This is a genomic window from Collinsella ureilytica, assembly GCF_019795105.1.
Taxonomy (GTDB): Bacteria; Actinomycetota; Coriobacteriia; order Coriobacteriales; family Coriobacteriaceae; genus Collinsella; species Collinsella ureilytica.
Window position 1 is genome coordinate 483,554 of the sequence record NZ_JAIMFO010000004.1, and the last position, 11,994, is coordinate 495,547.

An 11,994-nucleotide genomic window follows, 5' to 3' on the forward strand; every position below is an offset into this window, starting at 1 on the left:
CAAACAACTGCGAAGGGAGCCTCGACGTGCGCAACAAGACATCTGCCACTTACGGAGATGCAATCCGTCGATGGGGCTTCTCTCCTGCCGGCCATACGCTTGGATATGGGCCAGCAGGAACCCTGTTTTTATGCGATAGCCCTTATGCATCAGGTGAATACTGGGCGTATTTCAAACAAGCAGAGTTTGCGGTGAATATGTATCGGATGAGCTTTAAGCATTCCATTAAAATGAACTATCGCAATCCACAGCATATTAGTATTGCCCTCTACGAAGCAGCCCAAGGCATTTCTCAATGTGCGGGAAGAGATCTCGAACCGGGGTGTACGAGCGTTTATACGGGCAACGGAAGTGAGTTTGAGGCTTATTGCCAGCGAGATTCATTCACGAAGGCAATTTCTATCACCGTATCTCCTGAGTATTATCATGACCATCTTGAGCCGCATTTTGGCACTCTCGATGAGCGTCGAGCTGACCTAGCGCGTGCAGATGGCAGAATTGATATTCCTGAACTTGCCTCGCTGTATCGTCATGTTCGGGCGTACCGCGGAATTGGCGAAACTGCAGATACGTTTTACCGTCAAGCAGTTGTTCAAGCATTTAAAATTGTATTTGCTGCCGCTTCACGCATAGCATCACACCCTTCAATATTGAGTGATGAGGATGCTGAGCTCATTGACTCACTACGTGCATACATCAGCGCCAATCTAGAGTCAGATCTCTCCTGCGGGACCCTTGCTACTCGCGCATACATCGGCCAGACGAAACTCAAGCGTCTCTTCAAAACCAGAACTGGGCTTGCTCCTAATGCCTATGTCACCGCTCAGCGCATGGAGCATGCAGAGGATTTACTCTCTACCACGCGCCTCTCAATCGAAGAAATCTCTGAACGCGTGGGTTACAGGAGCGCCGCTGCCTTTTCTGCAGCCTTTCGCCGCGCATATGGATCCTCGCCCAGCCAAATTCGCTAACGATTTTTTGCCAACGGTACACCCCGCCGCTCAAGCTTGAACGACGGGGTTATCACCAGATGGCTTACGTTAATAAGTTTCGGTTAGCTCAAACTCTCAGATCTTGTTATTTGAAACTCCTATTTTCTGTTAAATAGGCTGGTAGCAATCACAGAATATGAGGCGTTACAGAAGATGAACTCAACATATATTCCGCGCATTGTAGATCGAGAGCTCCAAGAACTTCTTGCGAGCTTTGGCGCGGTTTTGATTGAAGGTCCCAAATGGTGCGGAAAAACCACGACCGCACAAACCACCGCTGCCTCCAGCCTCATGCTTGCTGACCCTACGGGAGACTTTGCGAACCGTACCCTGGCAGAACTTGATCCAAGCCTGGCACTTGCTGGAGATCATCCTCGCCTTATTGATGAGTGGCAAGAGATTCCCAAGCTCTGGGGCGCCGTGCGCTTTGAGTGTGATCGTATTGGAACACCTGGTCTTTTTATTCTCACCGGTTCAGCTACTCCCCACGACAATCATGCCCCTATGCACAGTGGCGTTGGACGTATTACACGCCTCTCCATGGGCACGATGACGCTTAAAGAATTAGGAATCTCAAATGGAGCCGTCTCGTTGGCGCAACTCTTTGCAGGCAAAACCACTACTGGCATGGGCTCACTTGGACTCGAGCGCATTGCCGAGCTAATTGTTCGCGGCGGCTAGGCCTTCTGTCATCCATGCAACAAGCCGCCAAGCTGCTGCCCTTACCCGTGGATATATTGATGCTGTTTGTGAAGCAGACATCTCAAGCATTGACGGGGTTACCCGCGATCCCGATCGAGTCCGAGCGCTTATCACTTCACTTGCCCACAATGAATCTACGCTCGCATCGAATCAAGCGCTTGTGCGTGACTTGAATGGCGAACTCACCCGTCAAACTGCAGCCACGTACCTATCCTTGCTTGCACGCCTCCATCTTATCGAAGATATCCCAGCGTGGAATCCTGCTCTTCGCTCCCCTATACCGCTGCGCAGCTCAAAAAAGCGGCACATGGCCGATCCCTCACTGGCAGCAGCTGCACTTGGCGCAAGTAAAACATCCCTCATTCAGAATCCCAAAACGCTCGGGCTCCTATTTGAATCTCTTGTCCTCCGCGATCTTTTGGTATACGCCCCGGTATCTGATGCTCGTGTTTTTCATTATCACGATACGGCTGACTTAGAGGTGAATGCTATTGTTGCAAAGCGAGACGGAACCTGGCTTGCTCTTGAAATTAAACTTGGAGCTGCAGGTATTGATGCTGCCTGCGAAAGTCTACGGAAACTGAGAAAGAAGATGCAGGCAGAAGGCAATATGCCAGCAGTGCGGGAGTGCGTCATTATCGGCTTTGGTGCACCGGCTCATGTAACTGAAGACGGCATTCAAGTCATCCCAATTGACACACTCGCACCCTAGGCTCTCCTGCTTATCTACAAATCAGCACCATTGCTCGCGATACATTGCTGATACCAATAAAAGCTGTCTTTTCGGATTCGAGAAAAGTCCCCGCTGCCGTCATCATGCCGATCAACATATATCAAGCCATATCGCTTACTCATCTCACCAGTGCTTGAACTTACCTGATCGATTGGTGACCACATCGTATAGCCTAAAACCTCGGCACCCTCATGGATGGCAAGCCCCATTTGCCGGATATGCTCGCGCAGATAATCAATCCGATCGTAAAATGCTAAACCCTGATCATTTACCACCGTACATGCTGGATCGCTGAAAACTCGAGACCACGATATGCTCATTCGGTAACAAGAAAATCCCATCTCCGCCATGAGCGCCATATCCTCATCGAGATGATGATAAAAATCAACAGCCTCATGACTTGGATAGTGAGCCTCGCGGTTCAGCTTGGTGCTGAACATGCGCTTCTCGCCCACCGAGCACCCTCGCACATAATCTTGTATGCTCGGCTGTTTTCCATCTACATCCCAAGCACCTTCAAGCTGAGATGCAGCAGTAGCTCCACCCCATAAGAAGTTCTTTGGAAATGACATTTTCCCCTCCTCAGAACAGCATTTGCTGTTTCGCTTCTCTTTATGTTTTCAAATCAGCACTACGGTCGATATCATGACCAAGCCACTCAGCAAGCCGCTCATCTGAATAAATCAGCTCAACCGATTTATAACGATGCTGATAACCGTCGCCCATAAATGAGTGAAATGGCACATCATCCTGATACGTCTTTGGAAGATCTTCCTCAAGGCACTCAATCTGCTCTGCAATTGCCTCTACACCGAGCGGGAAGACGTCATGCGCCGGATATATCTCTCGGATCTCAGGCGCTCTTTTCAAAAGATTTCGCAAAGCGGATACCGCGAGTGAAAACGGAGCTTGCTCATCTGCAGGAAGGAAATACCAAACGTTATGCTCAGTTACCGCATCACCTGAAAACAAACGCCTGCGCGCAGCATCTAACAGCATGATATGTCCGTAACTATGCCCAGGCACATGAACCACTTCGAGGTCGGTACCGCCCAACTCAATTCGATCTCCATGGCGCAAAAACTTTGGAACCACGTGATTCAAGTGTCTATTCAAAAAGGCAGCAAGATCAATCTCATCTGTAAGATCGGGGCGCTTGCCAATGCGATATGAAACAGCGCGTTTTTTGAGATCATCCGCATCATTTGCGTGCATTTTTCCGAAATCAAGCGGATGGATTCCCACTTCGTCATACCAACTCGCCCCTAAACTATGATCCGGGTCTCCATGGCTTACTACAAGTTGTAATGGCTTATCAGTAAGCTCTCGTATCAAGGGGCGAATATCTTCATAGCCATAGCCAATATCAAAGACGAGAGCGCGCTCTTTTCCAATTATCAGGTAGCAGTGCACACTATCTGTCTCGGTAATGACATAGAGATCAGAATCGCTACGCCAAACTGAGAAAAATTCATTCCAATAAACGCAGGGAACAGCATGTTGTCATAATCAACAGTTGAGAACAGCATCATAACCAACGGAATAATTGCAAGATGCATGCCGGTAAGTACAAGGGCAGGTGTCAGGCAGCCCACAATAAGAACGCTTGCCCACGGAGCAACTGCATTAATTGCGGCAATTGCGTCCATCAAAAGCGTGCCCGCATAGCCACCAAGTGGCGCGGTCACACACAATGTAATCGGAACCATAATCATGAGCGAAACAAGCGGGCGAAAAACAAACCGAACTGCCTCGGGCACAATTCGAGCAACAAGCCGCTCAATATGGCTCAAAACCCAGATTGTTATAATCGCAGGAATTAAAGATGAAGCGTAGCCACCGGTCTTTACTGGTAGGCCAAATAGATCTACAAACTCCCCCTTACCAGCTAGATCAATGAGCGTTGGAGCCACTAAGAGTGCCCCAAGAAAAAGACTCATCATGGGGTCGCAGCCAAAACGCTTTGATGAGGTGTATGCAATCAGAAGCGGAAGAAAATATAAGGCTCCCGTTCCAACCATATTGAGCAGGGCATACGTTGAGCCCTCTGCATCAAGACCTCCCCAGCGTGTAAGAATCACCAAGAGCGCTGAAATGAGCCCGCTGCACATGATCAACGGAATAACAGGCCCCACAATTGCAGAGAGCATATTGAGCAGACGAGATATTGGATTTCCACTATAGGATTCGCTTTGCTGCTTTGCATTTTCATGACCAGCAAAGTGCGGATATTGATCCAGTAAAGGCTGATACACCTGAGTAACATCATTGCCAATAACAAGCTGAATTCCAGCTGCATCTTCCACAACGCCTAAAATATGCGGGTTCTTTTTAAGCTGTTCAAAATCAACCTGCTTGGAATCGTTTAACGTAAAGCGCAAACGGGTTGCACAGTGAAAGAGCTTCGCAACATTACCATCGCCTCCGACATTTTTTAGAATCTCACATGCGAGTGCGTTGTAATCTTTCGCCATTGCTATATCTCCTCCTCTTTACCTTCAGGCAAGCCTAAAGCCTGTATTTGTAGTATGTGCGTTACAGCTCATACTGAGAAGAGCAAGAAAATGCAGGAGTAGAAGCGAAACTATCGATACGATTGAAGCAATTCAGAGACGTATGAGAAAAGTGAATATACGTCTTTTCCTCGCTCATAGATCACGATCCACACTCGTTCTATATGCTTCCCCCGAAACGTCAGAGCAGGACAAATTCGATACATGAACGTGTGGTTCAAAGTAGTGCTGGCAACAATACACATATCATGTTCCCCAAGTACTTCTACTGAGAGGTCATCAGGAAGTACATGGCATAGACCCGCCAGTGCTTGGACGATAGCTGCATTATCATTTTTGGCACAAGCTTTAATGATGGCGAGAGCCGCGCTTTTCGGCGGCGTTTGCACCGGATAACGCCTTGCCTGCTCAGCTCGCCTGCTTGTGTGTACTCGCTCTCGAGCGTGCGTCAAATGTTGTAGAAGCTCGTCCGACAAATCAGAACTCACCCTATCGCTCACAAGGATTGCCTCTGGTATTGACAGGGCATGCCTGGGATCGGTTGCAACAACAATGTCGTAGTCCTCACATACGTGAGACCCAAGTTCTTGTAGCCAAGCTTCAGTCATACAGGAAACTGATGTGGGTGCTGGTGAAAGCATTCGTCGAATCACTCGCTGCAACCGCAAACTCTCTGCCGCACCATTTTCTGTAATCATCAATACGCGAATGGGCTCTGCATACGCCTCAAGCAGCTCAGTTACATAGGGAACGAGATATCCAAGCTCTGCGTCTGGCACGCGCTCTTCAAATGCATGATCCAAAAAGATACGAAGCACATGTACGGCAAACACCTGTGATCGAAAGAGCTCTCCTGTTTTTCGGCCATACCAGACCATTCCTGTGCACAACCTATTTTTCAGCCTTTTGAGATGGAGGGCAAAGGCGGTACGTATGTCTTCGTCCATCTCAACACGAGATCCAAGCTGGGCAGACAAAAAATCACTAAACTGATCTGCGAGCATCAGCATATCTGAGTCAAACGAGACCTGCGCGTCAGCCGTCGGAATTGATCCGAACCCGCTCAAGAGCTCTTCTAATTGCTGACACTCAGCACTGCTTAATACATAACCTATGCTCGAAAAAATTGCCTTTCGAATATCTGTAATGAGCGCAGGCTCTTGTGTCTCAACTACTTTATTTGGAAGGCAAAATCCAAAACACGATCGCAAGATAGCCACAGCAATACAGGCAACTAGCGAGGCTACTCCTGCCCCAGTCAGCCTCAGGCTATGTTTCACTAACACACCAATCAGCACACGTTCGAGCTGGGCAACGTCCCTTGTAAGTCCGTCAAACTCACCAATTCCTACGAGAAGCGTTGGATCAAATTGTGTACCTAGTATTTTCATGCAAAGAGATCGAGCAGCTGCCTCGTCTGCCTCAAGTTTGATCCCATAGCCCGGCCTGCTAACAAGGCGAGCACCTTTTGTTCTTGGAACAATGCGCTTTACTCGTGGAAGACGAGCAGCAACCGAAGAACGAGAGGTGAAAAGTCTTTTACCAATTTCTTCCATTCCCAGCCAGTCATCTGCAAAAAGCAAAACCATGATGATCTGGCATTCAAGCAGATAGGAAGCACCCTCCCCTGCAAGATCTTCTAATCGAGCAAGCTCATGTTCAGGAAGATCAGCAAGCGGCTGGCACAAACGATAGCCAAGACGACGATTCGATTCAATTCGCACCACGCCGCTCTCAGCATTGATGCGGGCAATGTCTGTCTGAACAGTTCGCAGACTTACGCCAAAGGCTCGAGCGATGTGTTTGCCAAGAACCCATCCGCGACAACCACTCACATAAGCGAGAACCCGCTGTCTGCGCTCTCTCACGTTACTGCCCGCTCTCCTGCCTCACTAACCAAGCAGCATGCGGTCGTTTGCAAGCTCGCCGCCAGAGACCTCTTCAAACTTTTGCAAAAGCTCAGAGACCGTAAGAGCTGCCTTTTCTGCCCCCGACACATCGTAGATGATTGAGCCCTCGTGCATCATAATGAGGCGATTACCAAGCCTAATCGCGTCATTCATATTGTGGGTCACCATAATGGTGGTAAGCCCTCTGCTCTCCACCAGCTCCTTGGTAAGTGCCAGCACCTTAGAAGCAGTCTTGGGATCAAGCGCTGCTGTATGCTCATCAAGCAATAACACACGCGGATCCGTAAGGGTGGCCATCAGCAAGGTGAGTGCCTGGCGCTGGCCGCCCGACAGCAGCCCCACCTTAGCGCGCATCCGATTCTCCAACCCCAGATCAAGAGAGGCTAAAAGACCGGGATACTCCTCGCGCTCCTGAGAAGAGATGCCCCAGGCAAGACCACGGCGTTGCCCACGGCGGCGGGCAAGTGCCAAGTTTTCCTCAATCCACATGTCTGCCGCAGTACCGCGCATGGGATCTTGAAATACACGACCAAGATAACGAGCGCGGGCAGACTCCGAAAGGCGGGAGATATCCTTACCATCAAGCTCAATGACGCCAGAATCGATTGGATAAACACCGGCAATCATATTGAGCAAGGTAGATTTTCCTGCACCGTTACCACCAATGACCGTTACAAAGTCCCCATCTGCAAGCGTGAGATCGACGCCGGTAAGTGCGCGCTTCTCTGTGACCGTGCCACGGTTGAAGGTTTTTTTAACATTCGTAAGCTTAAGCATCTGCCTCACCGCCTTTCGTGTAGCTCCGGCGCAACTTAAAGCGCTCCCACACAACCGGGATGCAGAGAGCCAGAGCAACAATGATGGCAGAAAGGAGTTTCATATCATTTGCGTTCATGCCCATCTGTAAGACGATGGCACGAATCAAGAAATACACGGCCGAGCCAATAACAGCTGCCGTAAGACGGGCAAAAAAGCTTGAGGTAAAGCGATGCGGCAAGAGTCGAGACAAGACCTCGCCGATTACAATGGCTGCAAGACCGATCACAATCGCGCCAGTTCCCATGCCAATATCAGCATACTTTTGGCTCTGACAAATGAGACCACCCGAAAGGCCTACCAGCGCGTTTGAGAGCGTCAAGGCGACCATCTTCGTTACCTTGGTATTCACACCAAGGGCGCGAATCATATCCTCGTTATTGCCGGTAGCGCGCAGGGCACTACCGATCTCAGTGCCAAAAAACCAATAGAGCAACGCGATCATGCCTACGGCAACCGCAACACCAATAATCGTTGCCGCCGTGCTTTGGGAAACTCCAGCAATTTCTGAGAGACGGCTAAATACCGTCTCATTGGCAAGAATGGGCGTGTTGGATTTGCCCATCACGCGCAGATTAATCGACCAAAGTGAGATCTGCGTCAAAATGCCCGCGAGAATAGCCGGGATCTCAAAGACGGTATGCAAAAAGCCGGTAATCGCACCTGCTAGGGCTCCAGCAAGTGTGGCTGCAAGGATTGCCACGAGCGGGTCGGCACCAAAGCCCACAACCAACACGGCGCACACGCAACCACCAAGCGCAAAGCTGCCATCCACCGTAAGATCGGGAATATCGAGCAGCTTAAAGGTGATAAACACCCCGAGCACCATGATGCCCCAGAGAATTCCCTGAGAAATAGCGCCCTGCAGGGCTAAGAGCATAACGTCCTCCAATAGTTCAAACACACAGTTTACAAGCTCAACACAAGCTCGCAAGCACACAAAAAGCCGCAGCCAGACCAACTCTTCAGAGGCTACAAAGCTAAAGCAGCGCATGCGAGCATGGACGAGCCTTACCAAGCCCCACGCGTACGAAGCAGGCTCAAGCGGCTCGAACAAGCAAACGATGCTTACGCCTTGAGCGCAGAGAGATCCACATTCAGCGCATCGGCCGTCTCTTTATTAGAAACAACCTTGAGCTCATCTGCAGCCATATGCTCAATGGGTAACTCTGCTGGCTTGGCTTTACCGGTCAAGATTTTAACAGCCATCTCGCCAGCCTTATAGCCCAGCTCTTCATAGCTCACCGAGAGTGAGAAAAGGCCACCGGCATCAACTTGAGCTTCCTCGCCACAAATAACCGGAACCTTTGCATCGCGCGCAATCTGGGCAACTTGAGCCATGCTCGAAGAAACCGTATTGTCGGTAGGCGCATACACAGCGTCTACCTCGCCAACTGCTGCCTCCATCATGGACTGGATTTCATTGGAGCTCGAAACACCAAAGCGCTTTGATGCAATGCCTAGACGCTCAAGCTCATCTTCTGCAGCCTTCACCTGAACTGCCGAGTTGGCCTCGGCGGTACTGTACAAAATGCCAACGAGCTTCACCTCAGGCAACACCTTTTTCATAAGATCGAGCTGCTCGGCCACCGGAGAAAGATCAGATGTGCCCGTAACATTTTTACCTGGTCGATCGCTCGCTTCAGCAAGGCCTGCCTCTACAAAGTCGGTAATCGCGGTTCCCACAATGGGAATCTCTGAAGTTGCTCCAGCAGCTGCCTGAGCTGCCGGAGTAGCAATGGCAAAGATCAAATCGTCACCGTCACCAGCAAACTTTGCAGCAATAGTCTGACAAGCAGACTGGTCATTTTGCGCATTTTGCTGGTCAGCCGTGTAGGAAATGCCCGAGGCATCCAAAGCGCGAATGAAACCCTTATTCGCTGCATCAAGTGCTGGATGCTCAGTGAGCTGTAAGATGCCAATCTTGTACGTAGACGAGCTGGTACCCGAGCCTGAAGGAGCAGAAGCGCCCCCGCAGCCAACAAGGCCAAGCCCAGCTACAATACCCGCGCCAGCAAGAGCCAGAGCACTCCGGCGAGAGATAGTACGGTCCTGCATAGGGATCTGTCCTTCCTTTCGTATGCGGCGCATATGTCCGCTTTTCTCCTTTTACCTGCTCAGATGCAAGCGCCAAAGCGCTCATACGAGCAGGACTCAAATAGCTCAAACGAGGCGTACTACACCGTAATATCTGCCGAAAGCCCCGAGATATCCACGCCGCAAGCCTCTGCCATAGCGGCATTTACAATGAGTTTGCACTCGCTGGCACTCAAGGTCTCAATTGGCATCTCAGCAGGCGTGGCCTTACCAGTAAGAATCTTGACGGCCATCTCACCGGCCTTACGACCAAGATCCTCATAGTTAATTGAGTAGCTCATCATACCACCGTCTTTAACCATGGTGTCACAGCCCACCACCGTAGGAATGCGGTTCTCTTTTGCAACCATGGCTACCGTTGCCATACCGGCAGCAATCGTATTATCAGTAGGCGCATACAGCGCATCTACCTTGCCAACGGCAGACTCTACCACCTGCTGGATTTCGTTTGAGCTGGCTACGGTATAGCGAGTGTGGCCAATGCCTCTTGCGTCTAAGGCACGCTCAGCCATCTCAATTTGAATCTGTGAGTTTGCCTCTGCCGTGCAATACAAAAGCCCTACCTGGCGAGCCTTGGGAAGAGTACGTACCAAAAGATCAATCTGGTCATCCACTGGTGTGAGGTCTGAGCTGCCTGTAATATTGCCACCCGGCTTTTCGTTACTTTCAACAAGACCTGCTGCTGCAAAGTCCGTAATCGCCGTTCCCACAATAGGAATCTCAGATGTGGCGCTGGCCACGGCCTGAGCAGCAGGAGTTGCAATCGCAAAAATGAGAGTGTCTCCGTCACTCACAAACTTATGTGCAATGGTTTGGCAAGCAGACTGGTCACCCTGGGCATTTTGCTGGTCAATCTCATAAGAAAGCCCCGATGCATCAAGGGCAGCGACAAAGCCTTTATTTGATGCATCCAGCGCTGCATGCTCAACCAGCTGAAGTACGCCGATCTTGACTGCCTTCGTGCCCGCGCCAAGCGCTGACCCTTCAGAAGAAGTGCCTCCACAGCCAGAAAGCCCCAGGCCTGCCACAGCCGCCACACCGGCAAAGGCATACCTCAGCGCAGCACGGCGGGTACAAGGTCGATCGTACAACTCGAACATGGCAAGGCCTTTCTCATAGAATCATCTAAGAGGGAAGTGTACGCCGCCGGGCGCTCATTACGAACGACCCTGCCAGTTATATGGGCTTTTGTTACCCGTTCGTTACATAGAAACGCGCATCTTGTTGAGTGCAGGCGCGCATCTGCGCGTATGATGATCTACCTGTACGCACGCACATACAAAAAGGAGGCTGTATGCAAAGCGGAACCGCACAATTTCATCCCATCCAAAACATGCCCTGGGGGCACAATGTCCTCATTGCCGCAGGCCTCGTACTTGCCACCCTCATACTCTCTCGCCTTTCCGCACGCGCACTCCGCCATCTGCTTTGGCGCAAAGACAATCAGCTCCCAACCTCGACCATCATCGTAAATATTGCTCGTGTAGCAATCTGGGCAACCAGCGGCAGCATCATTCTCGATAGCTGTTTTGGAATCAGTGCGAACGCCCTTGTTGCCGCCTTAGGTATTGGAGGACTTGCGGTTTCGCTGGGCTTTCAAAATACCCTCTCTAATCTAATTAGCGGGATTACTATTACGTTTACCGGCCTGGTCAAACCAGGAGACGATATTGAGGTCGGACTCGTATCAGGAACGGTACAAGACGTAACGTGGAGGCATACAACGATTCGAAACCGCGAAGGACGAACCGTAATTGTGCCCAACGCTATGATTGCCTCTTCGGTACTGGTGCGCATCCCTCAAGCAAATATGGTAAAGATTCCCATCTCAATCCCGCTTGATCGCACCAGCCACGCTGAGGCAGGAATTGATGAGTTTGCCGGTAACCTTGCTGAAGCAGTATCTCGAGCAGTGGAACCAATAAGCTCTTTAGAAAAAGAGCCGCGCGTGATCTTTTCTGAGATCACACGCGACTGGATTACTGGCTCTCTCATTTTGTTCATTCACGCCCCGGAGCGACGAGCCGCTGCAACAGACGCTGCCGTGAGAGCCATTGCGAGCACGTTGCACGAGGTTTCAGCCAAGGCGTGACGCGCGTACAAGCGTGATGTGCATACAGACGCGAGTACAAATAGATGCGGAATGCGCGAGTGCGGAGCGCCGGGCAAGGCTTCGCGCAGATGCGGGACGTGCGCAGGTATGAGCGCGCACAGGCAGAGTCTCGAGCAAC

General features: G+C 50.7%; 12 protein-coding genes. 4 read left to right on the forward strand and 8 right to left on the reverse strand.

Going from position 1 to position 11,994, the window contains the following annotated elements:
* Window positions 1–26: 26 nt before the first annotated feature.
* The 3 genes from K6V98_RS02120 to K6V98_RS02130 all read left to right on the forward strand — a co-directional run bounded on the left by K6V98_RS02120 (window position 27) and on the right by K6V98_RS02130 (window position 2,406).
* Complete coding sequence (locus K6V98_RS02120; protein WP_222198899.1) at window positions 27–971, forward strand: AraC family transcriptional regulator; 945 nt, start codon at window positions 27–29, stop codon at window positions 969–971.
* Window positions 972–1,145: 174 nt separating this feature from the next.
* Window positions 1,146–1,673, forward strand: a complete 528-nt coding sequence (locus K6V98_RS02125; RefSeq protein WP_222198900.1) for an AAA family ATPase — start codon at window positions 1,146–1,148, stop codon at window positions 1,671–1,673.
* Entirely contained in the window at window positions 1,657–2,406 is a 750-nt protein-coding gene (locus tag K6V98_RS02130; RefSeq protein WP_222198901.1) for an ATP-binding protein, read from the forward strand. The genes K6V98_RS02125 and K6V98_RS02130 overlap by 17 nt, the downstream gene beginning before the upstream one ends.
* 14 nt (window positions 2,407–2,420) lie before the next feature.
* On the opposite strand, the gene K6V98_RS02135 is transcribed toward K6V98_RS02130, so the two are convergent.
* The 8 genes from K6V98_RS02135 to K6V98_RS02170 all read right to left on the reverse strand — a co-directional run bounded on the left by K6V98_RS02135 (window position 2,421) and on the right by K6V98_RS02170 (window position 10,863).
* Entirely contained in the window at window positions 2,421–2,999 is a 579-nt protein-coding gene (locus tag K6V98_RS02135) for a family 1 glycosylhydrolase (protein ID WP_222198902.1), read from the reverse strand.
* A gap of 40 nt (window positions 3,000–3,039) precedes the next feature.
* The gene (locus K6V98_RS02140) at window positions 3,040–3,840 is read right to left on the reverse strand and encodes an MBL fold metallo-hydrolase (RefSeq protein WP_222198903.1); all 801 of its coding nucleotides are present in this window, start codon (window positions 3,838–3,840) and stop codon (window positions 3,040–3,042) included.
* Entirely contained in the window at window positions 3,825–4,901 is a 1,077-nt protein-coding gene (locus tag K6V98_RS02145) for a PTS transporter subunit EIIC (RefSeq protein ID WP_222198904.1), read from the reverse strand. The genes K6V98_RS02140 and K6V98_RS02145 overlap by 16 nt, the downstream gene beginning before the upstream one ends.
* Before the next feature lie 110 nt (window positions 4,902–5,011).
* A complete protein-coding gene (locus K6V98_RS02150; protein ID WP_222198905.1) occupies window positions 5,012–6,808 on the reverse strand; it encodes a BglG family transcription antiterminator in 1,797 nt (598 codons plus the stop codon).
* 24 nt (window positions 6,809–6,832) lie between these two features.
* The gene (locus K6V98_RS02155; RefSeq protein WP_222198906.1) at window positions 6,833–7,627 is read right to left on the reverse strand and encodes an ABC transporter ATP-binding protein; all 795 of its coding nucleotides are present in this window, start codon (window positions 7,625–7,627) and stop codon (window positions 6,833–6,835) included.
* On the reverse strand, window positions 7,620–8,546 hold the full coding sequence (locus K6V98_RS02160; RefSeq protein ID WP_222199023.1) for an ABC transporter permease: 927 nt from the start codon (window positions 8,544–8,546) through the stop codon (window positions 7,620–7,622). The genes K6V98_RS02155 and K6V98_RS02160 overlap by 8 nt, the downstream gene beginning before the upstream one ends.
* 188 nt (window positions 8,547–8,734) lie before the next feature.
* Window positions 8,735–9,724: an ABC transporter substrate-binding protein gene (locus K6V98_RS02165; protein WP_222198907.1), complete on the reverse strand. Its 990-nt coding sequence runs from the start codon at window positions 9,722–9,724 to the stop codon at window positions 8,735–8,737.
* A gap of 119 nt (window positions 9,725–9,843) precedes the next feature.
* The gene (locus K6V98_RS02170) at window positions 9,844–10,863 is read right to left on the reverse strand and encodes an ABC transporter substrate-binding protein (RefSeq protein WP_222198908.1); all 1,020 of its coding nucleotides are present in this window, start codon (window positions 10,861–10,863) and stop codon (window positions 9,844–9,846) included.
* Window positions 10,864–11,057: 194 nt separating this feature from the next.
* Here K6V98_RS02170 and K6V98_RS02175 point away from each other — a divergent pair, with 194 nt between their 5' ends.
* On the forward strand, window positions 11,058–11,855 hold the full coding sequence (locus tag K6V98_RS02175; protein WP_222198909.1) for a mechanosensitive ion channel family protein: 798 nt from the start codon (window positions 11,058–11,060) through the stop codon (window positions 11,853–11,855).
* Window positions 11,856–11,994 lie beyond the last annotated feature (139 nt).

Excerpts from the sequence above, each read along its gene's own strand:
- K6V98_RS02145 (WP_222198904.1), bottom strand. The coding sequence starts at position 4,901 with ATGGCGAAAGATTACAACGCACTCGCATGTGAGATTCTAAAAAATGTC.
- K6V98_RS02165 (WP_222198907.1), bottom strand. The coding sequence starts at position 9,724 with ATGCAGGACCGTACTATCTCTCGCCGGAGTGCTCTGGCTCTTGCTGGC.
- K6V98_RS02135 (WP_222198902.1), bottom strand. The coding sequence starts at position 2,999 with ATGTCATTTCCAAAGAACTTCTTATGGGGTGGAGCTACTGCTGCATCT.
- K6V98_RS02175 (WP_222198909.1), top strand. The coding sequence starts at position 11,058 with ATGCAAAGCGGAACCGCACAATTTCATCCCATCCAAAACATGCCCTGG.
- K6V98_RS02125 (WP_222198900.1), top strand. The coding sequence starts at position 1,146 with ATGAACTCAACATATATTCCGCGCATTGTAGATCGAGAGCTCCAAGAA.
- K6V98_RS02170 (WP_222198908.1), bottom strand. The coding sequence starts at position 10,863 with ATGTTCGAGTTGTACGATCGACCTTGTACCCGCCGTGCTGCGCTGAGG.
- K6V98_RS02155 (WP_222198906.1), bottom strand. The coding sequence starts at position 7,627 with ATGCTTAAGCTTACGAATGTTAAAAAAACCTTCAACCGTGGCACGGTC.
- K6V98_RS02160 (WP_222199023.1), bottom strand. The coding sequence starts at position 8,546 with ATGCTCTTAGCCCTGCAGGGCGCTATTTCTCAGGGAATTCTCTGGGGC.